The sequence below is a fragment of the Jatrophihabitans cynanchi genome (assembly GCF_027247405.1).
Taxonomy (GTDB): Bacteria; Actinomycetota; Actinomycetes; order Mycobacteriales; family Jatrophihabitantaceae; genus Jatrophihabitans_B; species Jatrophihabitans_B cynanchi.
Map to the genome: position 1 here is coordinate 2,865,956 of NZ_CP097463.1, position 19,717 is coordinate 2,885,672.

At 72.1% G+C, this 19,717-nt stretch carries 16 protein-coding genes, 1 tRNA gene and 1 pseudogene; 9 read left to right on the forward strand and 9 right to left on the reverse strand.

Translation table 11 applies throughout. From position 1 onward, the window contains the following. Nucleotides 1-41: 41 nt before the first annotated feature. Both cysS and rlmB read left to right on the forward strand, forming a co-directional pair. The gene (gene cysS, locus M6B22_RS14015) at nt 42-1,433 is read left to right on the forward strand and encodes a cysteine--tRNA ligase (protein ID WP_269442179.1); all 1,392 of its coding nucleotides are present in this window, start codon (nt 42-44) and stop codon (nt 1,431-1,433) included. Between the two features lie 10 nt (nt 1,434-1,443). Further along, nucleotides 1,444-2,391 (forward strand): 23S rRNA (guanosine(2251)-2'-O)-methyltransferase RlmB, encoded by a 948-nt coding sequence (rlmB, locus tag M6B22_RS14020; protein WP_269442180.1) that lies wholly within the window; start codon nt 1,444-1,446, stop codon nt 2,389-2,391. Nucleotides 2,392-2,513: 122 nt separating this feature from the next. Here the strand turns inward: rlmB and M6B22_RS14025 are convergent, their stop codons facing one another. After that, nucleotides 2,514-3,611 (reverse strand): ABC transporter ATP-binding protein, encoded by a 1,098-nt coding sequence (locus M6B22_RS14025; protein WP_269442181.1) that lies wholly within the window; start codon nt 3,609-3,611, stop codon nt 2,514-2,516. A gap of 200 nt (nt 3,612-3,811) precedes the next feature. After that, entirely contained in the window at nt 3,812-4,552 is a 741-nt protein-coding gene (locus tag M6B22_RS14030) for a lysophospholipid acyltransferase family protein (RefSeq protein WP_269442182.1), read from the reverse strand. Between the two features lie 93 nt (nt 4,553-4,645). Here M6B22_RS14030 and M6B22_RS14035 point away from each other — a divergent pair. Next, a tRNA-Thr gene (locus M6B22_RS14035) sits at nt 4,646-4,719 on the forward strand. Nucleotides 4,720-4,938: 219 nt separating this feature from the next. Here the strand turns inward: M6B22_RS14035 and M6B22_RS14040 are convergent. Beyond that, entirely contained in the window at nt 4,939-6,282 is a 1,344-nt protein-coding gene (locus M6B22_RS14040) for an FAD-binding oxidoreductase (RefSeq protein ID WP_269442183.1), read from the reverse strand. Nucleotides 6,283-6,549: 267 nt separating this feature from the next. Between M6B22_RS14040 and M6B22_RS14045 the strand changes: the two are divergent. Both M6B22_RS14045 and M6B22_RS14050 read left to right on the forward strand, forming a co-directional pair. Next, a pseudogene (locus M6B22_RS14045) lies at nt 6,550-7,278 on the forward strand (sensor histidine kinase); the annotation flags it as partial. Further along, on the forward strand, nt 7,275-7,937 hold the full coding sequence (locus M6B22_RS14050) for a response regulator (RefSeq protein WP_269442185.1): 663 nt from the start codon (nt 7,275-7,277) through the stop codon (nt 7,935-7,937). The pseudogene M6B22_RS14045 and the gene M6B22_RS14050, both read left to right, overlap by 4 nt. 54 nt (nt 7,938-7,991) lie before the next feature. On the opposite strand, the gene M6B22_RS14055 is transcribed toward M6B22_RS14050, so the two are convergent. Beyond that, nucleotides 7,992-9,356, reverse strand: coding sequence for an FAD-binding oxidoreductase (locus M6B22_RS14055; protein WP_269442186.1), 1,365 nt, complete (start codon nt 9,354-9,356; stop codon nt 7,992-7,994). 153 nt (nt 9,357-9,509) lie between these two features. Here M6B22_RS14055 and M6B22_RS14060 point away from each other — a divergent pair, with 153 nt between their 5' ends. Further along, complete coding sequence (locus tag M6B22_RS14060; RefSeq protein WP_269442187.1) at nt 9,510-12,446, forward strand: ATP-binding protein; 2,937 nt, start codon at nt 9,510-9,512, stop codon at nt 12,444-12,446. Between the two features lie 9 nt (nt 12,447-12,455). Here M6B22_RS14060 and M6B22_RS14065 read toward each other — a convergent pair whose 3' ends face one another. After that, entirely contained in the window at nt 12,456-12,725 is a 270-nt protein-coding gene (locus M6B22_RS14065) for a DUF4242 domain-containing protein (RefSeq protein WP_407935528.1), read from the reverse strand. Between the two features lie 115 nt (nt 12,726-12,840). On the opposite strand from M6B22_RS14065, the gene M6B22_RS14070 reads away from it, so the two are divergent. Next, entirely contained in the window at nt 12,841-13,590 is a 750-nt protein-coding gene (locus M6B22_RS14070) for a CPBP family intramembrane glutamic endopeptidase (protein ID WP_269442189.1), read from the forward strand. A 3-nt stretch (nt 13,591-13,593) separates the two neighbouring features. Continuing rightward, a complete protein-coding gene (locus tag M6B22_RS14075; RefSeq protein ID WP_269442190.1) occupies nt 13,594-15,222 on the forward strand; it encodes an alpha/beta hydrolase in 1,629 nt (542 codons plus the stop codon). Nucleotides 15,223-15,390: 168 nt separating this feature from the next. On the opposite strand, the gene M6B22_RS14080 is transcribed toward M6B22_RS14075, so the two are convergent. Further along, the gene (locus tag M6B22_RS14080; RefSeq protein ID WP_269442191.1) at nt 15,391-16,065 is read right to left on the reverse strand and encodes a hypothetical protein; all 675 of its coding nucleotides are present in this window, start codon (nt 16,063-16,065) and stop codon (nt 15,391-15,393) included. Between the two features lie 110 nt (nt 16,066-16,175). Between M6B22_RS14080 and M6B22_RS14085 the strand changes: the two genes are divergently transcribed. Beyond that, a complete protein-coding gene (locus M6B22_RS14085) occupies nt 16,176-17,066 on the forward strand; it encodes a phytanoyl-CoA dioxygenase family protein (RefSeq protein ID WP_269442192.1) in 891 nt (296 codons plus the stop codon). On the opposite strand, the gene M6B22_RS14090 is transcribed toward M6B22_RS14085, so the two are convergent. Genes M6B22_RS14090 through mgrA form a run of 3 tightly spaced genes read right to left on the reverse strand, consistent with a single transcriptional unit; the run spans nt 17,056 to nt 19,708 of the window. Next, nucleotides 17,056-17,493 carry an acyl-CoA thioesterase gene (locus M6B22_RS14090; RefSeq protein ID WP_269442193.1) on the reverse strand — a complete coding sequence of 146 codons (438 nt, stop codon included), beginning with the start codon at nt 17,491-17,493 and terminating at the stop codon, nt 17,056-17,058. The two genes, M6B22_RS14085 and M6B22_RS14090, sit on opposite strands and share 11 nt — an antisense overlap. Then, nucleotides 17,490-18,707, reverse strand: a complete 1,218-nt coding sequence (locus M6B22_RS14095) for a CynX/NimT family MFS transporter (protein ID WP_269442194.1) — start codon at nt 18,705-18,707, stop codon at nt 17,490-17,492. The genes M6B22_RS14090 and M6B22_RS14095 overlap by 4 nt, the downstream gene beginning before the upstream one ends. Next, nucleotides 18,683-19,708 carry an L-glyceraldehyde 3-phosphate reductase gene (mgrA, locus tag M6B22_RS14100; protein WP_269442195.1) on the reverse strand — a complete coding sequence of 342 codons (1,026 nt, stop codon included), beginning with the start codon at nt 19,706-19,708 and terminating at the stop codon, nt 18,683-18,685. The genes M6B22_RS14095 and mgrA overlap by 25 nt, the downstream gene beginning before the upstream one ends. Nucleotides 19,709-19,717: the final 9 nt, after the last annotated feature.

A 19,717-nucleotide genomic window follows, 5' to 3' on the forward strand; every position in this document is an offset into this window, starting at 1 on the left:
CTCGGCCGGGCGGCACCGCGACCGCCCGTAGGATGGCGGCCGTGGCGCTTCACCTCTATGACTCGGCGCGCCGTTCGCAGACCGAGTTCGTCCCGCTCGAGCCCGGCAAGGCGTCGATCTACCTGTGTGGCGCGACCGTGCAGGCGCCGCCGCACATCGGGCACGTGCGCAGTGGCGTCAACTTCGACATCCTGCGCCGCTGGCTGCGGCACAGCGGCTACGACGTCACGTTCGTCCGCAACGTCACCGACATCGACGACAAGATCCTGTCGAAGTCGGCCGAGAGCGGGCGGGCGTGGTGGGCCTGGGGCTACACGAACGAGCTGAGCTTCGACGCCGCGTACAACGTTCTCGGCTGCCTGCCGCCGACCTACGAACCGCGCGCCACCGGGCACATCACCGAGATGATCGAGCTCATCCAGCGGCTGATCGACGCCGGTCACGCGTACGCGGCCGGTGGTGACGTGTTCTTCGACGTGGCCTCGTACCCGGAGTACGGGGCGTTGTCCGGGCAGAAGGTGGACGAGATGCAGCCGGCCGGCGACAGCGCCGCCGATGCCCGCAAACGCGACCCGCGCGACTTCGCGTTGTGGAAGGGGCACAAGGCCGGCGAGCCGATGAGCGCGTCGTGGCCGACGCCGTGGGGCGGCGGCCGGCCGGGCTGGCACCTGGAGTGCTCGGCCATGGCCACCCGCTACCTCGGACCCGCCTTCGACATCCACGGCGGCGGCCTGGATCTGCTCTTCCCGCACCACGAGAACGAGCTGGCCCAGTCGCGTGCGGCCGGCGACGGCTTCGCGCGGTACTGGATGCACAACGGCATGCTCAACCTGTCCGGCCAGAAGATGTCCAAGTCGGTCGGTAACACGCTGCTGGTCAGTGAGGTCGTGAAGCAGTGGCGTCCGGTCGAGGTGCGCTACTACCTCGGCGCGGCGCATTACCGGTCCGGCGTCGACTTCTCACCCGGCGCGCTGGACGAGGCAGCGACGGCGTACCGGCGGATCGAAAACTTCGTCGAGCGCGCCGACGAGGCGGTCGGCCCGGTGGACGGCGGGCCCGTTTGCGCGGACTTCGCCGCGGCGATGGACGACGACCTCGGTGTGCCGGCCGCGCTCGCCGCGATCCACGCCGTGGTCGGCGAAGGTAACTCCGCACTCGCCGTGGGCGACCTGGCCGCGGTGCGCGGGACGCTCGCCTCGGTGCTGACCATGACCGGCGTGCTCGGGATCGATCCGCACGCGTGGCGTGATGCCGGCGCGGCGGACCTGACGCCCGTGGTCGACTCGCTCGTGCAGGTTGCGATCGGGCAGCGCACGGCCGCGCGCGAGCGCAAGGACTACGCGGCGGCCGACGCCATCCGCGACCAGTTGGCAGCGGCGGGCATCCTCGTCGAGGACACCCCGTCCGGGCCACGCTGGACCCTCAAGAGCTGAACGGGCTGATATGGCAGGCAATTCGCAACGCAAGGGCGCGATCCGAAAGTCGAAGAAGGGGGCCCAGACCGGCTCCGGCGGGCAGGCCCGCCGGGCGCTCAAGGGCAAGGGCCCGACGCCGCCGGCGGAGGCCCGCAAAGGTCACCCGGCAGCGCGCCGCGCCGCGTCGGCAGGGCGCCGCGATCAGCGTGGCCAGCAGCGCAGTGGCGATCGTCCCGAGCTGCTCGTCGGCCGCAACCCGGTCGTCGAGGCGCTGCGCGAGAAGATCCCGGCGACCGCCCTGTACGTCGCGGTCGGCATCGACACCGACGAGCGGGTCACCGAGTCCATCCGCATTGCCGGTAACCGCGGCCTGGCGCTGCTGGAGATCAGCCGCGCGGAGTTGGACCGCAAGACCGGCGGCATCCTGCACCAGGGGATCGCGCTGCAGGTGCCGCCGTTCGCCTACCGCGAGCTGGCCGACGTCCTGGCCGCGGCAGCCGAGTCGAGCACGGCGCCGCTGCTCGTGGCGCTCGACGGCGTGACCGACCCGCGCAACCTCGGCGCGGTGATCCGCTCGGCGGTCGCGTTCGGCGCGCACGGCGTGATCGTGCCCGAGCGGCGCGCGGCCGGCATCACCGCGACCGCGTGGCGCACCTCGGCGGGCACGGCTGCACGCATCCCGGTGGCGCAGGTGACGAACCTGGTGCGGGCGCTGAAGGAATGCCAGCAGGCCGGCCTGCTCGTGGTCGGCCTGGACGCGGACGGGACGACGACGGTCGATGACCTCGAGCTGGCCGGCGACCCGGTCGTGGTGGTCGTCGGGTCGGAGGGCCGCGGCCTGTCGCGGCTGGTCGGCGAGACGTGCGACCTGACCGTCTCGATCCCGATGGCCGGCCCGGCCGAGTCGCTCAACGCCTCAGTGGCCGCAGCCGTCACGCTCGCCGAGATCGCCCGCCGCCGCCGCGCCACGTCATAACGGCTCCCCAACTACTCACGCGAGTGGCGACTCGGGGCGCCGAGTGGCGGGTTTCCAGTCGCCACTCGGCGCGCAAGGTCGCCACTCGCGCGGGCAGTTCAGCGGTTCGATCAGCGCAGGCCTCAGCCGAGGCGCTCGCCGGACTCCGGGTTGAACGCGTGCTCCTCCGCGGTGCGCACCGCGACCTTGACCGTTTCGCCGATGCGCGGCGGCACGCGGCCGTCGAAGCGCACCACGAACGGCTTGGCGCCGTCCTCGTCGCCCTGCAGCCCGCCGTAGACGTACGCGTCGGCGCCGAGCTCCTCGACGAGCTGCACCTCGACGGCGAGGCTGTCCTCGGTGCCCGCGTCGGCGACGGTGAAGGACTCGGGGCGCACACCGAGGGTGACCGCCTGCAGCCCGGCCGCGTGGGCTGCGTCGGTGACCGCGCTGCTGAGCGGCAGCACGATGTTGCCCAGCTGCGCGCCGCCGGGCACCAGCCGGGCCGAGCGCAGGTTCATCGCCGGCGAGCCGATGAAGCCGGCGACGAACGCGTTGGCGGGGCGGTCGTACAGGTTGCGCGGGCTGTCGACCTGCTGCAGCACGCCGTCCTTGAGCAGCGCCACCCGGTGCCCCATCGTCATCGCCTCGACCTGATCGTGCGTGACGTACACGGTGGTGGTGCCGAGGCGGGCCTGCAGCTGCGCGATGTTGGAGCGGGTCTCCACGCGCAGCTTCGCGTCCAGGTTCGACAGCGGCTCGTCCATGAGGAACACGGCCGGCTCGCGCACGATCGCGCGGCCCATCGCCACGCGCTGGCGCTGGCCGCCGGAGAGGGCCTTGGGCTTGCGGTCCAGGTACTTCTCCAGGTCCAGCAGCCGGGCGGCCTCCTGCACCTTGGCCATCCGCTGCTCCTTGGGTACGCCCTTGAGCTTGAGCGCGAAGCCCATGTTCTCGGCGACGCTCATGTGCGGGTACAGCGCGTAGTTCTGGAAGACCATCGCGATGTCGCGGTCTTTCGGCGGCTTGCGCGAGACGTCGACGCCGTTGATCTGGATCTCGCCGTGGCTGACGTTCTCCAGCCCGGCGAGCATGCGCAGTGCGGTGGACTTTCCCGAACCGGACGGCCCGACGAGCACCATGAACTCGCCGTCCTTGACGTCCAGGTTCAAGCCGTTGACCGCCGGGATCGGGTTGCCCGGGTACAGGCAGGTGGCGTCGACGTAGCTGACTTCGGCCATGGGTACATCTCCCCAGATCGGTGTGTCTCTACCGCACCGGGTACGGGCGGGGACGGCGTGCGCCGGCCAGGGCGCCGCCGACTCGCCTCACGGATTTCCGGCCGGCCGATGTCGTTCTGCCCCACCGATGTCGAAGGCAGCATCCGCCGACCGGCGTAGCGGTCGGGCAGTGACATGGAACACGTTCGCACGCCCTCAGGTCAACTCTGCGGCAGCGCGCCGGGTCGATCCACGTAGTTGCGGGTCGGTCTGAAGAACTCGCGCGGGGCCGCTTCCCCCCGTAGTTCGGCCACTTCGTCGCGAATGGCCGCCATGATCGTGTCGGTCATCTCACGCAGCGTGTCGGCGCTCGGTTCGGCGCTGCGGAACCGGCCCAGCTCGACGGGCTTGCCCACGGACACCGACGACGTCGGCCGCCTGATCAGGCGCAGCGGGCTGAACGGGCGCTGCTGGGCCCCCCACTGGCCGATCGGGATCACCGGGACGTCCGGGCACAGCAGCGCCAGTCGGGCGATCCCGGTCTTGCCCAGCATCGGCCACTTCGCCGGGTCGCGGGTGATCGTGCCCTCGGGATAGATCACGACCGCCTCGCCACGCTCCAATGCGGTGACGGCCTCGCGCAGCGACCGGGCGGCGTCGCCGGTACCGCGGTAGACGGGGATCTGCTTGCTGCCACGGAAGATCGGCCCGGTGACCGGCTTGTGGAACAGACTCGCCTTGATCATGAAGCGGGGCACGCGGCCGCTCTGCCAGATCATGCGCGCCATCAGCAGCGTGTCGATGTGCGAGATGTGGTTGAGGGCGAGGATCACCCCTCCTGCGGCGGGGACGCGATCCAGGCCGCGCCAGCGGATCCGGTACAGCAGGCCGGCGAGCGGATAGATCAGGACCACGCAGAGCCGGATCCAGAAGCCGGCCTTCGGCTTGTGCAGACGGCTCACAGGCGACTCCCGGTGCGGTTACGGCGGCGTAGGTAAGTGTGCCCGCTCGACGGGGCCGCGGACCGACCAGGGTCCGGTAATCTCGACGCCGCTGCCGCCTTAGCTCAGTTGGCCAGAGCAATCGCCTTGTAAGCGATAGGTCGTCGGTTCGAACCCGACAGGCGGCTCTGACCCGCGACTCGGCCTGCCACGCGGTGAGCGGCGCGGCGACGTCGGCCTTGATCCCACGATCGTCAGCACGATCGTGCTGGCAGGGCTTGGGTCGTCCTTCTCCGGCGGAACGCTCGGTTTCAGCGCTGCCGCCCGCTGCGAGGGCACGATCGCCGCCGGGTGGTACGCCCTCGCCAGCCTCCGGAAGTCGCCGGGGCCCGGCAACGCCTCGAGTGTCACGGCAGATCCTCGGCCGGCTTCACATTGTGGTTCAGCGCGAAGCGGTTGTCCGGGTCATAGCCGCGTTTGATCGCGGCCAGCCTCGCCAACGTCGTCGGTGGGTAGGCGGCGGCCACGTCCGCCGCGGTCGCCGAGCCCTGGAAGTTGACGTACACGCCGGTACCGCGGGCCGCCACAGCGCGCCAAGGGACGAGGGCGCGCTCGACGTCGGCGTCGCCGACCGTGCCGGGCAGGATCAGTGCGGCGACCACCATCGCCTCCGCACTGCGATGCGCGAACGCCGTTGCCGACGCCGGCACCCGGCCGAACGCTCCGCCCAGGCTGCGCAACGCGATAGCGGCGGGGATAGCGGCCGCGTGCAGGTGGGCCAGTGCCGTGATCAGGTCGTCGTCCAGGGCGGGCACCAGAGTGTTGCGCGTGACGAAGCGAATGCCGGCGGGCAACTGTTCGGCATCCTCGAGGATCTCGCGGTACCGGCGCTCACCGATCCTCGCTTCGGTCACGGCACCAAGACCGAGGAGCGGCTCGAGCGCCGCGTCGGCGTCCTGCACTCCGGTGCCGGGCGCGCCGGCGTAGCAGAGCAGCACGCGCGCCGACTGCGGGACTTCCGGCAGCCGCGGCGGCAGTACCAGGGTGCTGGACAGTTCGTCGGGCGCCGCCCGCATCGCCTCGCGCCAACGACGGATCAGCGCCGCCGAGTCGTCGAGCCGGTAGGTCACCGACCCGAAGTGCACGGTGCTGACCGGCTGTGCGACGAAGTCGAAGTCGACCACCACGCCGAAGTTGCCGCCTCCGCCGCGTAACGCCCAGAACAGCGCCGGGTGCTCGTCCGTCGACGCAGTCAGCAGCCGGCCGTCCGACGTCACCACTCGCGCGCCCACCAGGTTGTCGATCGCCAAGCCGAACCGGCGCACCAACCAGCCGAAGCCGCCGCCGAGGGTGAGCCCGCCGACGCCGACGTCGCCCGTGTCGCCCGAGGTGATCGCCCAGCCGCGTGCGTCGAGCGCTGAGCTCACCCGTCCCCAGGTCGCACCGCCGCCGACGCGTACCAACCGCCGTTCGGTGTCGAGGACCTCGACGTCGTTCAGCCGCGCCAGGTCGATCACCATCCCGCCGCTGTTCGTGCCGTGAGCCAGCACGCTGTGCCCGCCGGAACGCACCGATACGGCCAGGCCCAGGCGGGCGGCGTGCGCGAGGGCAGCCGCGACCTCGTCCGGGTCACGGGGCCGCACGACGAGCGCCGGCGCGCCGGTCCGGAAGAACACCCGCGCGGCATCGCCGTATCCGGCGTCGCCCGGCCGCAGCGCCTCGACGGCGAGCTCACTCGATTGCACTGTCATCGTCTCTCCTCGTTCGTGGCTTGCGGGCCGATCCGGTTCTCCGGCACCGGGATGCCGGTGCGTCGATCCTTCGCCGCAACGGCACCCCGGCGCGTCGCCCGAGCGGCGTCACTTCCCGCTACCGAGCGGACGGGCCGACACCCCGATCGGGTACTGCGCCCGGAGTAGCCGGGGTGTACTCCTGCGGCGGGACGCGCGGCACGGCCCGCGGTTCTACGATCGATGTCCATGCGGATCGATCCGAGATGGCAACGGTTCCGCGCCACCGGCTGGCTGGTGTCGGCGGTGACCGGCGTCGTGGCGACCGTCCAGTGGTACGGGCACCTGCGCGAGGCACAGCGGCGCGCCGAGGAGGCCGAGCGCACCCGCGACGAGATGGCCCGGCGCCGCGCGGTGGAGGAGCGGCTGCGGATCGCCCGCGAGTTGCACGATTCGCTGACGCACAGCATCTCGGTGATCAAGGTGCAGGCCGGCGTCGCCGCGCACCTGGCGAGGAAGAACGGCGAGGAACCCGCCGAGGCGCTGCTCGCCATCCAGGAAGCAAGCAGCGACGCGGTGCGCGAACTGCGGGCGACGCTCGACGTGCTGCGGCGTGACGACGAGCCGGACGGAAACGGTGTGGAACTGCTGCCCGCACTGGTGGAGCGGGCGCGTTCGTCCGGGCTGCCGACGACCTACACGGTCAGCGGGGACCGGCGTCCGCTGCCGCCGGAGGTGGACAAGGCGGCGTACCGCGTCGTCCAGGAGGCGCTGACGAACGTCACCCGGCACGCGGGCCGGGCGAGCGCCTCGGTGCAGATCACGTACGGAACCGGCGCGCTCACGGTCCGCGTCGACGACGACGGCGCCGGATCGCGGCGGCAGCCGGTCCCCGGTTACGGGCTGGTCGGGATGCGCGAGCGGGTCACCGCCCTGGGGGGCAGCCTGCGCGCCGAACCCGGCGCGTCCCGTGGATTCACCGTGCTCGCGGAACTGCCGCTGAACGGCGTGTCGTGATCCGGGTGGTGCTGGTCGACGACCAACCGTTGATCCGCAGCGGCATTCGCGCACTGCTCGACGCCGAGGACGACATCGAGGTGGTGGCAGAGGGCGCGGACGGGCGGGAGGGAGTCGCGCTCGCGGCCGCGCACCTGCCTGACATCGTGCTGATGGACGTGCAGATGCCCGAGATGGACGGCATCGAGGCGACCCGACGGATCGCGAACGACGACCGGCTGGCCGGCGTGCACGTGGTGATGCTGACGAACTACGGGCTGGACGAGTACGTGTTCAATGCCCTGCGGGCCGGGGCTTCCGGGTTCGTCGTGAAGGACACCGAGCCGGCAGACCTGCTGCAGGCGCTGCGGGTCACGATGCGCGGCGACGCCCTGCTCTCCCCGGCCGTCACCCGGCGGTTGATCAGCGAGTTCGTGGCCCGTCCGGCCGATGTGCTCGCCGGTGCCGACCTGTCCCGGCTCACGAACCGCGAGCGCGAGGTCGTCGCACTCGTGGCCCATGGGCTGAGCAACGACGAGATCGCCGAACGCATGGTGCTCAGCCCGATGACCGCGAAGACGCACGTCAGCCGGGCGATGACCAAGCTCGGTGCGCGCGATCGGGCGCAGCTCGTGGTGTTCGCCTATCAGTGTGGTCTGGTGGCAGCTCGCACCGCATGAGTCCCGCTTCCGCCACACCACGGTGTGGCGGAAGCGGGACTCATCGAGACGCGGTCAAGCCTGTGCGGGCCGGATGTTCTGGTTGGTGCGGAACAGGTTGCCCGGATCGTAGGTCTGCTTGGCGGCGCTGAGCCGGTCGTAGTTCGCGCCGTAGGTGGCGCGCACGCGCTCTTGCCCCTCGTCCATCATGAAGTTGAGGTACCCGCTGCCGGCCGAGTACGGGTGCAGCGCGTCGTGGTAGTCCTTCGCCCAGCTGCTGATGGCAGCGGCGTTCGCGGGGTCCGGGTCCACGCCGACGATCACCTGCGAGAACGTCACGTCGCGCTGGGCCCACGCGGTGGCGTCCGCGCCCACCCGGTGCACGGCGCCGTCGACCGGGTACAGGTGCATCTGCGACAGCGGCGTCGGCGCGGCCTCGGCGAACCGGGCGTGCTCGGCGACGGCCTGGTCCGGGATGGTCCGGAAGAAGTCGCCGCGCCAGTACCACTGCAGCCCCTTGGGGAACAGCCCGTCGAACGACGCCTGCAGCGCCGGGTAGGGCACCTCGCCGGTGCCGTCCCAGGCCGGCTGCATCGCGCGGACCGGGGCGAACGCGTCGGCAGCGTCGGCCGGATCGCCGGTGTAGCACCACACGATCGCGCACGCCTTGTGCAGGTGGAACGGCTCGGGGAACGGCGCCACCGGCGGCACCGTCATGGTCGCGAAGAAGCCGTACAGGTCCTCGTGCTGGGCGGGCAGGAAGTCGCGGTACCAGCTCAGGATGTCGCCGGTGGCCGCACCCGGCCACGCAGTCGGGCCGCCGATCACGGTCGCGACGGGGTGCAGCCGCAGCGTGAACGAGGTGACGACGCCGAAGTTGCCGCCGCCACCGCGGATCGCCCAGAACAGCTCGGGATTCTCGTCCTCGGACGCGGTGACCACCCGCCCGTCCGCAAGCACGATCTGCGCGGAGATCAGGTTGTCGATGGTGAGCCCGTACTTGCGGGACAGGTAGCCGTGCCCGCCGCCGAGGGTGAGGCCGCCGACACCGGTCGAGCCGACGACGCCCGCCGGCGTGGCCAGGCCGTGCGCGTGGGTCGCGGCGTCGAGCGCCGACAGGGTGGCTCCGCCCTGCACCCGAGCGGTGCGGGCGTCGGCGTCGACCTCGATCGCCGACATGGGTGAGAGGTCGATGACCAGGCCGTCGTCGATCGTGCCGAAGCCGGGCCCGGAATGCCCGCCACCGCGTACCGCCACCGGTAGACCGGTGCGGCGCGCTGCGGCAAGCACGTCCTGCACGTCGGTCACCGTGCGGCAGCGGGCGATCGCCGCGGGACGGCGGTCGATCATCGCGTTGTAGACGGCGCGGGCCTCGTCGTAGCCGGGGTCGCCCGGCGTGACGACGCCGCCGGTGGTGCGCAGGTCGATGGTCGCGGTCATGAGCATGCTCCTGTCGTAGTACGTCCGGTTCGGCTCCACGATGGGCTCGCGGCGCACCGGTGTCATGACCGGAACGCGCCAACTCGCGCCGCGACCGCGGATAGTCAGATCTGACCATCGAGCCGGTGCCGCCGGCGGCGGTACGGTTTGCAGATGGGGACGGCGCGCCCGGTGCCGCTGCCGCGCCGCTTCGTCGCGGCCCGCCGGTCGCGGCTGGTCGGCCGTCGCTATGAGCTGGAGTCCCTGGAGCGGATCTGGACCCGGGTCGAGGCGGGCGATGGGCAGGTCGTGCTGCTCGGCGGCGAGCCCGGCGCGGGCAAGACGCGGCTCGCGGCAGAGGTGGCCGGCGCGCTGCACGAGCACGGCGTGACGGTCCTGGTGGGCGCCGTCACGAAGGACGCGGGCACTCCCTACCAGCCGTTCGTCGAGATCCTCGACCACCTCTTCGCGCACGCGCCCTGCTGTTCGCAAGCCCACGCGCCCGGCTCGGTGGAGCAGCACTGCCCGCTGCTCAGCGGCGCGCCGTTCGACCTCGGTCGCGTCTCGGCGCGGGCCGCGCAGCACCTGCCGCCGGCCACCGTGCACGACACCGCCGGCGACGAACGGCGCGACCTGTTCGACGCCGTCGCCCTGCTGCTGCGCAAGCTGTCCGAAGCGGTGCCGGTCGCAGTCGTACTCGATGATCTGCACTGGGCGACGCTCGACACCATCGCGCTGCTCGAACACGTGGCCGACACCAACGTCGACACCCGGACGCTGCTCGTGGCCACCTTCCGCACGACCGCCCCCGATCGGTCCGAAGAGCTGAGCGTGCGGCTGGCCGAACTGCACCGCCTCGACGGCGTGCACCGGCTCGACCTTGGCGGCCTCGATACCGACGCGATCACCGAGTTCGTCAGCGAACACGGCGGGATCCCGAAGCCCGGAGCCAGGGCACCCGCGGCGATCCTGCGCGATCGCACCGGCGGCAACCCGTTCTTCCTGCGCGAGCTGTGGGACGACCTCGAGCGCCGTGGCGGCCTCGTCGCGCTGCGCGGCCGCCAGCGCATCCCGGCGTCGATCGGGGACACCATCGCCGCCCGGTTGGCCGGCCTCGGGCCGGCGGTTCGCCAGACCGTCGAGCTGGCCGCGGTGCTGGGCGAGACCTTCGACCTCGCGACGGTGGTGCGCGCGGGGGGCCTGGAACGCGGCCAGAGCATGGACGCGGTCGATGCGGCCACCGCCGTCGGGCTGATCGAGGCGCTGGACGAGCCGCCGGGCTGGTACGGGTTCGTGCACGCACTCACCCGGCAGGTGGTGCTCGACCGGCTGGCCGCGGCGCGGCTGCGGCTGCTGCACGCACGCGCCGCGGAGGCGCTCGATCGCGGGCCGGCGAACGTGCCCGCCCTGTTTCCGCGGCTCGCACACCACTACCTGCAGGCGCACGTACTCGGCTACCACGAGCAGGCGCTGCGCTACGCCACGCTGGCGGCCCGGCACGCCGCGAGCAGCCTGGCGTACGAGGAGGCCGCCCAGTGGTTCGAGCGGGCGGCCGAGCTGCCCGAGTGCGGACCCGACGAGGTGACCGACGCCCTGTTCGGTGCGGCCGACAACCACGTGCGAGCGGGGAACTTCGCACGCGCTCGCGACCTCTACGAGCGGTTGACGCAGCTGCCCGGCGCGCTGGTCCGGCTGCGCGCAGCGATGGGCTTCGAGGCGGCGAGCTGGCGCCCGGGGCTGGCGGACACCCGCGCCACCGACATGCTGTCCGCGGCCATCGCCGAGTGCGGTCTGGACCACGACGACCTGCGGTACGTGTGCGCCACAGGCTCGCTGGCGCGTGCGCTCGCGTTCGCCGGCCAGCCGGAGCGCGCCGAGGTCGTCGGCGAGCGGGCGATCGCGCTGGCCCGCCGCAGCGGCGACCGGTCGGCGATCGTGCACACCTTGCGGACCAGCCTGTGGCGCGGGCTCACCCCGGACGTCGTCGACCGGGAGTTCGATCGGGTGGGCGAGCTCTCCGCACTGGCGGTGGAGCTCGGCGACTACGAGGCGTTGATCGAGGCGGCGCACTTCGGTGCGGTGTCCAGCTACATCCTGGGCCGGCCCGCCGACCTGCAGCGGTACGCCCGGCACGAGCAGGCCGCGGCGCTGGCCGGCAGGCAGCCGTTCATGCACTACACCGCGGCCTGCATGCGCCAGGGCTTCGCCTATCTGCGCGGCGACTTCGCTGCCGCCGAGCAGTTGGCCGGTACCGCGCTGGAGGTCGGCGAGTTCGACGTCGATTCGACCGAGGGGCCGCACGGCGTGCAGATGTTCATGGCCCGCCGGGAGACCGGCGGGCTGGACGCCGTGCGTGGGCTGATCACCGGCCAGGAGTCCTTCGCCGGGCGTTGGCTGCCCGGGATGCTCGCGCTGTACACCGAGCTCGGCGCCACCGACGGGGTGCGCCGCGCACTGCGTGCCCTGCTCAACCGCGACCTGCACTCGCGGGTCGATGACGCGCAGTGGCCGATCGAGCTGGCCTTCATGGCCGACGCCGCCGCCGATCTCGAGGAGGCCGACGCGGTCCGGGCGCTGACCCCGTTCCTCGCCCGCTACGCCGGCAAGAACATCGTTGCCGGCCAGTTCGTCGCCGTGTTCGGCAGTGCCGACCGGTATCTGGCCCGCCTGGCCGAATGCTCGGGCGACCGCGCGGGTGCCGACCTGCTGTTCGGCACCGCCTTGGAGCTGGACCGGCGGATGAACTCGGACGTGCACGTCGCCGAGACGCTCGCCCGGCACGCTGTCGCGGTACACCGCCGCGGCGACGACCCGCCGCGGGCGGCACGGCTCGCCGAACGGGCGCGCGAGGTCGCCGAGCCGATCGGCCAGGTGCGCGTGCTGCGCTGGCTGCGGCCACTGATCGTCACCGCCGGACCGGACCGGCTCACCGATCGCGAGGTCGAGGTGCTGCGCCTGCTGGCCGGTGGGCTGAGCAACCGCGAGATCGGCGCCCGCCTGTTCATCAGCGCGAACACGGCCGCCAACCACGTCCGCAGCATCCTGATGAAGACCGGGGCGGCCAACCGCACCCAGGCCGCCCGGTACGCGACCGAGCACGACCTGGTCTGAGCCCCGGGCTCAGATCGGGGACAGGCTCGCGTCGGGCAGCAACCGGTCAGTGACCTCGACGACGATGTCGGCCGGCAGCCCGGCGCGGACCGCCGCCCGGCGGATCGCCTCGGGTGAGGGCGCCTCGTACAGGCAGTAGGTCTTGCGCTTGTCCGCGGACAGGAACGAGTACAGCCACCGCACGTTCTCGTCCGCATTGATGCGGTTCACGCCGTCGGCACCGGCGGCATCGAGATCGAGCTCGTCGGCAAACTGTCGCTCGACCATGAAGATCGGCATAGCGGCCCCCCGGGGTCGTCGTGCCCGTAAGGCTAGCTCGCCGGCACGACCGGGGACCAGGCACGGCAAGGTCTTGTCACGGCATGGCCGCCTTGCGCCCGGCCATAATGGACCGATGAGCCAGAGCGCGGCCGACCCGGTACGCACCGCCGCGCCGCTGCCGCGGCGCCGGTACGCGCTCGTCGGCACCGCGGTCGTGGTCATGGCACTCGCGCTGCTCAACGTCGCCGACCATCTCATCCCGCACGGCAGCCTGTGGCTGGGTCCGGTCGGAGCCGTCGCGCTGCTGAGTTTCGCCCGCGCGTCCGGGCTGAGCTGGGCGCAGCTGGGGCTGGCCCGCGACCGCGCGCGGTCCGGCCTGCTGTGGGCCGCCGGGGCGATCCTGACGGTCGGGCTGATCTATCTCGCCGGGGTGCTGCTGCCCATGACGCGCACGGCATTCCTGGACGTCCGTTACCACCTGCCCGTGCCCGGTGCACTGCTGACCGCGTTCGTGATCATCCCGGTGGGGACGATCGTGCTGGAGGAGGTCGCGTTCCGCTCGGTGTTGTGGGGGATGCTCGCCCGGCACGCGCGCATGTGGGTGGTGGTGCTGGTCTCCTCGCTGCTGTTCGGGCTGTGGCACGTGCTGCCGTCGCTGCACCTGGCCGCCTCGAACTCCGGCGTCGGGGACGCCGCCCGCGGGCTCGGCGCGGCCGCCGGCGTTGCGGTGATCGTCGGCACGGTGCTGTTCACCGCCGCGGGTGGCGCGGTCGCCGGCGAGCTGCGGCGGCGCAGCGGCAGCGTGCTCGCAAGTGTCGGCATGCACTGGGCGACGAACGCGCTGGGCGTGCTGTTCGGGCTGCTCGCCTGGCAGCTGGCCTGATCCGTGCGGCCTGCCCTACGGCGTTATCTGCGCAGCCTCGATCACGTCGGCGTCATCGTCGCGCTCGGGTTCTTCATCCTCTCGCTCACGCCGTCGCTGCTGCCGCGCGCCTGGCCGGTGCAGGGCCTGGTGTCCGGCTTCACGGTGGCCGCGGGGTACGGCGTCGGGGTGGCCGTCGCCTGGATCGCCCGCCGCATCGGCGTCCCGCAGCCGAGCGAGCTGGCTCGGCTGCGCGCCTGGTTCGTGATCACCGGTCTCGCCGTCGTCACCGTCCCCGGGATCTTGTGGCTCAGCTCCGGCTGGCAGCGCGAGATCAGGCACGCCGTCGGCATCCACAGCGACAGCCGGTCGCTCTATCTCGGCGTGTTCGTGATCGCGGCCGCGCTGGCCGGGGCACTCGTCGGCCTCGTCCGGCTGCTGCGCGATCTGTCCGGCTGGCTCGCGCGCCGGCTGCACCGCTTCCTGCCCGCGCTCGTGGCCCGCATCGTCGCGGTGTGCGTGGTGGCAACCCTCGCGATCGGGATCGCCAACGGCGTCGTGTACGACGGGCTGATCGCGCTGGCCAACTCGACGTTCTCGGTGTCGGACAACGGCAACTACCAGGGCGTCGAGCAACCGGACTCGCCCGAGCGCTCGGGCGGCCCGGACTCGCTCGTGCCGTGGGGAACGCTCGGACGGGAGGGGCGGGCGTTCGTCGCGGGCGGCCCCGCCGCCACCGAGATCGCGCAGTTCACCGGGCGGCCGGCCGCGGTGCCGATCCGGGTCTTCGCCGGACTGGACTCGGCCGCCACCCTGGCCGACGAGGCGCACCTCGTCCTGGCCGAACTGCGCCGCACCGGCGCCTTCGACCGTGCGGTGCTCGCCGTCGCGACGAGCACCGGGACGGGCTGGATCGATCCGGCGCTGGCCGACCCACTCGAGTACATGTTCGGCGGCAACACCGCGATCGCCTCGCTGCAGTATTCGTTCCTGCCGAGCTGGATCTCGTTCCTGGTCGACGCGGGCAAGGCGCGGCAGGCGGGCCGGCTGCTGTTCAACACGGTCTACGACTACTGGCGGCAGTTGCTGCCGGAGCATCGGCCACGCCTGGTCGTCTTCGGCGAGAGCCTGGGCTCCTACGGCGCCGCCGCGGCGTTCTCCGGGCCGGACGATCTCGCGGCGCGCACCAGTGGCGCGCTGTTCGTGGGCACGCCCAACAGCACGCAGAGCTGGCGCGAGCTCACCGACCAGCGCAAGCGCGGCAGCGCGGAGCGGCTTCCGGTGTACGGCGACGGGCAGACGGTGCGGTTCGCCGCCGGCGCGAAGGACCTGCGCGAGCCGGACGGTTCGCTCAGCTCGCCGACCGTCGTGTACCTGCAGCACGCGTCCGATCCCATCATCTGGTGGTCGACCAGCCTGCTCTGGCACAAGCCGGACTGGCTCGGCGAGCCGCGCGGCCCGGACGTCATCGGCGCCATGCACTGGTACCCGATCGTGACGTTCTGGCAGGTGACGTCCGACCTGATCGCCAGCACCGCGGTGCCGGCCGGCCACGGGCACAACTACGGGCCGGAGGCGATCACCGCCTGGCAGGCGATCTTGCACCCGCCGGGCTGGACGGACGCGGACACCGCCGCCCTCGCCCAGCGCTGATTTCGACGGCCGGCGCGTCGTCGGTTACGGGCAGGCGGCGAGGGCAGCGAAGATGTCGATCATGTTGTACGCAGTGGGGAAGTCGGGGGCGCGGAAGCTCAGCGGGCAGGTACCGGGCCACACTAGCGATTCCTCGGTCTGCGCCCCGGCACATGGGTAGGCACCCGGTCAGCCCGCGGTGTGCTTCAGGGCGAGCGCGGCCACCGCGACGAGTTCGTGCGTGACGTCGGCCCCTGACCTGGGCACGATGCTGACCGCCACCGTCCGCTGTCCCGACGCGAGCACCAGGGTCGGTACGTCATAACCGTCGCCCTCGCCGCCGGTCAACACGGTGGCGGGCAGCGCGCCGACCGTCGTGGGCGACTCGCCCGCGCCGTGGTTCTCGAAGTCGTCGACGGTGACCGGGATCCGCTTCGCCGCGGCGGCCGCCGAGCCGTACAAGCTGACGCCGATCTCGATCGCCGGCGTGGCCGTCCGCGCCGCCGGGCCGCCGGGCAGGCCGTACCGGCAATTGAGGTAGCCGAGCCGGTCGATGTCCGCCTCGGCAGCGCCGACGACGAACGAGGTGTTGCCCGGCACGTCCCGTCCGATCGCGTTCTCGACCGACGCCACCGGCAGCGACGACGTGCAGTTGCCGGGCAGCCGGCTCTGGCGGTGCGTCGGCGCCGGACCCGGGGTCGTGGCGGCCGGGGTCGGACTCGATCCGGACGGCGTCGCCGGCGCCGGTCGGGTGACGGTGACGGTGCGGCTGCCGCCCGGCTCGGCCGACGTAGCGCACCCGGCGCTGCCCAGCAGCGCCGCGCAGATGAGGACAACCGGTACATGTCGGTCCAGTCCCCTCACCCTGTCGACCATAACCCCGCTCGCGGCCAACACACGCGCGTGCCGAACCGCGACACAAGCCGGACGTGACGATCACCGCACCGGAACACCCGGGCCGGACCGTCGATGACATGACAGCACTGATGCCGGATGCCGAGCAGACCCTGACCCCGATGACGGCCGACGAGCGCGCCCGGTTCGAGCGCGACGGCTTCCTGATCGTGCGTGGCGCGCTGGATCGTGACGACCTCGCACACGCGCGCAAGGCGATCCTGCGCGCCTACCGCACCGCCGAGGCCGGCGGCCGCCTCGGTGCGGACCGTGCGTTGCACCAGCTGTCCGCGGTGACCGGCTGCCCGGAACTGGTCTTCCTGCTCGATCACCCCGCGACGTTCCGGTATGCGTGGTCGCTGCTCGGGTGGAACGTGCACGTGCATCACTCGCACTTCGACGTGCACCCGCCGGTCACCGGTCACCGCCCGTTCCACTGGCAGTGGCACCAGGACGGTGGGCGGCAGAACCGCGAGCTGGAGACCGATCCGCGCCCGCGGCTGTCGGTCAAGGTCGGGTTCTGGCTCTCGGACGTCTCGGCGCCCGGCCGCGGCAACCTGCTGGTGATCCCGGGCAGCCACCGCACGAACTGGCTGCCCGGACCGCGCCGCCGCGACCTGGTGTTCCCGCGGCCGGCCGGCGCCGTCGAGGTGCTCGCCGAGCCGGGCGACGCGATCGTGTTCGACCGGCGGCTGTGGCACGCGCGCTCGGACAACCGGTCGCCGCTCACCCGGCTGGCCACGTTCATCGGGTACAGCTACCGGTGGGTGCAGATCCGCGACAACGTGGGCGGCCTGCCGCAGCGGCTGTGGTGGGACGGGTTGACGCCGGTGCAGCGGCAGCTACTCGGTCACTGCGGTGACGGCTCCGGTGACCAGGCGTGGGGCCACGCGCCGGACACCGTCCCGCTGTACCGGGAGTTGGCCGAGCGCGGCCTGCTGGACGAGCGCCATCCGCCGCTCAAGCCCTGAGCCGGTCCAGCGCGGCGCGGATCTGTAGCGGCACGGGCACCGGCCGGCGCCCGGCGCGGTCGACGTAGACGTGCACGAACCGGCCGACCGCCGCCGGAGCATCGCCCGCGCCGAACAGCGCCAGCCGGTAGATGACGCTGGACGTGCCCAGCCGCTCGAGCCCGATCCCGGCCGTCACCACCTCGGGAAAGCGCAGCTCGGCCAGGTAGCGGCAGGACGTCTGCACCACCAGCCCGATCGCCGGCAGGGCGCGGATGTCGCAGCCGGACGCCTCGATCAGCCAGCCGTTCACGGCAGTGTCGAACAGCGAGTAGTGCACGACGTTGTTCACGTGGCCGTAGGTGTCGTCGTCGGACCAGCGTGTGGGCAGCGAGCGCAGCACCGGGAAGTCGGCGCGGCGCACCAGCGCCGGATCGGGTTCGCTCACGCCTGCGATGCTGCCAGTTCGTCGTCGACGAAGCGTGGCACTGCTGCCCGCCAGCCGGTGCCGAAGGCGAGCGCCAGCGCGATGAACAGCAGCGCGAGCGGGAGCGCCCACGCGTGCGTGAGGCCGTTGAGCACGCCGAACAGCAGCGGGCCCGTTCCGGCCACCACGTAGCCGATCGACTGCACGAACGCCGACAGCGCCGCGGTGGTGTCCGAGGTCCGCGAGCGCAACCCGATCATCGTCAGGGCAAGCGGGAACTGGCCGCTGCCGATGCCGACGAGCACCATCCACACCCAGGCGCCGCCCACCGGCGCGAGCGCGAGCCCGACATAGGCGATCAGGTAGCAGGCGGTGAGCCCGATGAGCAGCGCTCGATGCCGCGACGCGGCCATCGAGGGCACCACCATCGAGACGGGGATCGTCAGTGCCGACAGCACGGCGACCATCGCGCCGGCCGTCCCGGACGTGACGCCGTGCGCGTGCATGAACTTGGCGAACCAGCCGAACGCGATGTAGGCCTGGAAGGACTGGAAGGCGAAGAACCCGGTCAGCGCCCACGCCGTCGGGCTGCGCAGCAGCGCGTTCGCGGACAGGCCGCGAACAGCGCCGGGTTCGGGTCGGTCGTGCCGGAGTGTCGGCAGCCACGGCAGCACCGCCACCGCGCTGAACAGCGCCCACGAGCCGAGGCCGGTGCGCCAGCCGTTCCCGATCGAGCCGAACGGCACGGTGAGGCCGGCGGCGGCGGTGGTGCCGACCGCGAGCGCCGTCGTGTAGACCGCGGTCATCCGCCCGATCCGGTCCGGGAAGTGCCGCTTCACCAGGGTGGGCATCAGGACGTTCGCGATCGCCCCGCCGCTGAGCGCGAGCACGCTCAACAGCACGAACGCCCAGATGCTGCCGACCGCCGCACGCGCGAGCAGCCCGGCCGTCATCGCCACCAGCGACACGACGAGCAGCAGGTGGCCGCCGTAGCGGTGCGCCAGCCTCGGGGTGGCCGCCCCGATCAGCGCGAAGCAGATGACCGGCAGCGTGGTGACGACACCGCTGACGCCGCTGGACATGTGCAGCCCGGCCTGCAGGTCGTCCAGCACCGCGCCGACGCTGGTGACCGCGGTCCGCATCGACAGGCCGGTCAGCAGCAGCGCGGCGACGAGCAGCCAGCCGTGCCGCCGGTCCGTTTCGGACGCAGTCAGGACGTGCTGCTGCGACGCCACAGGTCGATGCCGCCTTCCACCGCGTGTGCGTCGATCTCGGCGAGCTCGTCCGTGCTGAACTCCAGGTTGCCCAACGCGCCGAGGCTGTCCTCGAGCTGCCGCACGCTGGACGCGCCGATGACCAGCGAGGTCACCCGCTCGTCGCGCAGCGCCCAGGCGAGCGCCAGCTGGGCGAGCGACTGACCACGTCCGCGCGCAAGCTCGTTCAGCGCGCGGATGTGCGTGAGGTTCTGCTCGGTGAGGTGATCCCGGGACAGCGAGGAACCCTCCGCCATCCGCGAGTCGGCCGGCACGCCGTCGAGGTACTTGTCGGTCAGCATGCCCTGTGCGAGTGGGGAGAACGCGATCGCGCCGGCGCCGACCTCGGCGAGGACGTCCAGCAGGCCACCTTCGATCCAGCGGTTCAGCATCGAGTAGGACGGCTGGTGGATGAACAGTGGCGTGCCCAGCTCACGCAGGATCTCGGCCGCCTGTGCCGTGCGCTCCGGCGAGTACGAGGAGATCCCGGCGTACAGGGCGCGGCCGGAGCGGACCGCGGTGTCCAGCGCGCCCATCGTCTCCTCGAGCGGGGTGTTCGGGTCGAACCGGTGCGAGTAGAAGACGTCGACGTAGTCCAGCCCCATCCGTTTCAGCGACTGGTCCAGCGAGGCGAGCAGGTACTTGCGCGAGCCCCACTCGCCGTACGGCCCGGGCCACATGTCGTACCCGGCCTTCGTCGAGATGAACAGCTCGTCGCGGTAGGGCTTGAAGTCGGTGGCCAAGATGAGGCCGAAGTTGCTCTCGGCGGACCCGTAGGGCGGCCCGTAGTTGTTGGCCAGGTCGAAGTGCGTGACGCCCAGGTCGAAGGCGCGGCGCACGATGGCGCGCTGGGTCTGCAGCGGGCGATCGCCGCCGAAGTTGTGCCAGAGCCCCAGCGAGATCAGCGGTAGCGAGATCCCGCTGCGTCCACAGCGGCGGTAGGGCATCGCGTCATAGCGGTCGGGTGCGGCGGAGTAGGTCACAGCCAGCTA

Bases quoted from the DNA above. Each gene is read 5' to 3' on its own strand.
- rlmB (WP_269442180.1), top strand. From the start codon at position 1,444: ATGGCAGGCAATTCGCAACGCAAGGGCGCGATCCGAAAGTCGAAGAAG.
- M6B22_RS14025 (WP_269442181.1), bottom strand. From the start codon at position 3,611: ATGGCCGAAGTCAGCTACGTCGACGCCACCTGCCTGTACCCGGGCAAC.
- M6B22_RS14040 (WP_269442183.1), bottom strand. From the start codon at position 6,282: ATGACAGTGCAATCGAGTGAGCTCGCCGTCGAGGCGCTGCGGCCGGGC.
- M6B22_RS14055 (WP_269442186.1), bottom strand. From the start codon at position 9,356: ATGACCGCGACCATCGACCTGCGCACCACCGGCGGCGTCGTCACGCCG.
- M6B22_RS14060 (WP_269442187.1), top strand. From the start codon at position 9,510: ATGGGGACGGCGCGCCCGGTGCCGCTGCCGCGCCGCTTCGTCGCGGCC.
- M6B22_RS14065 (WP_407935528.1), bottom strand. From the start codon at position 12,725: ATGCCGATCTTCATGGTCGAGCGACAGTTTGCCGACGAGCTCGATCTC.
- M6B22_RS14070 (WP_269442189.1), top strand. From the start codon at position 12,841: ATGAGCCAGAGCGCGGCCGACCCGGTACGCACCGCCGCGCCGCTGCCG.
- M6B22_RS14085 (WP_269442192.1), top strand. From the start codon at position 16,176: ATGACAGCACTGATGCCGGATGCCGAGCAGACCCTGACCCCGATGACG.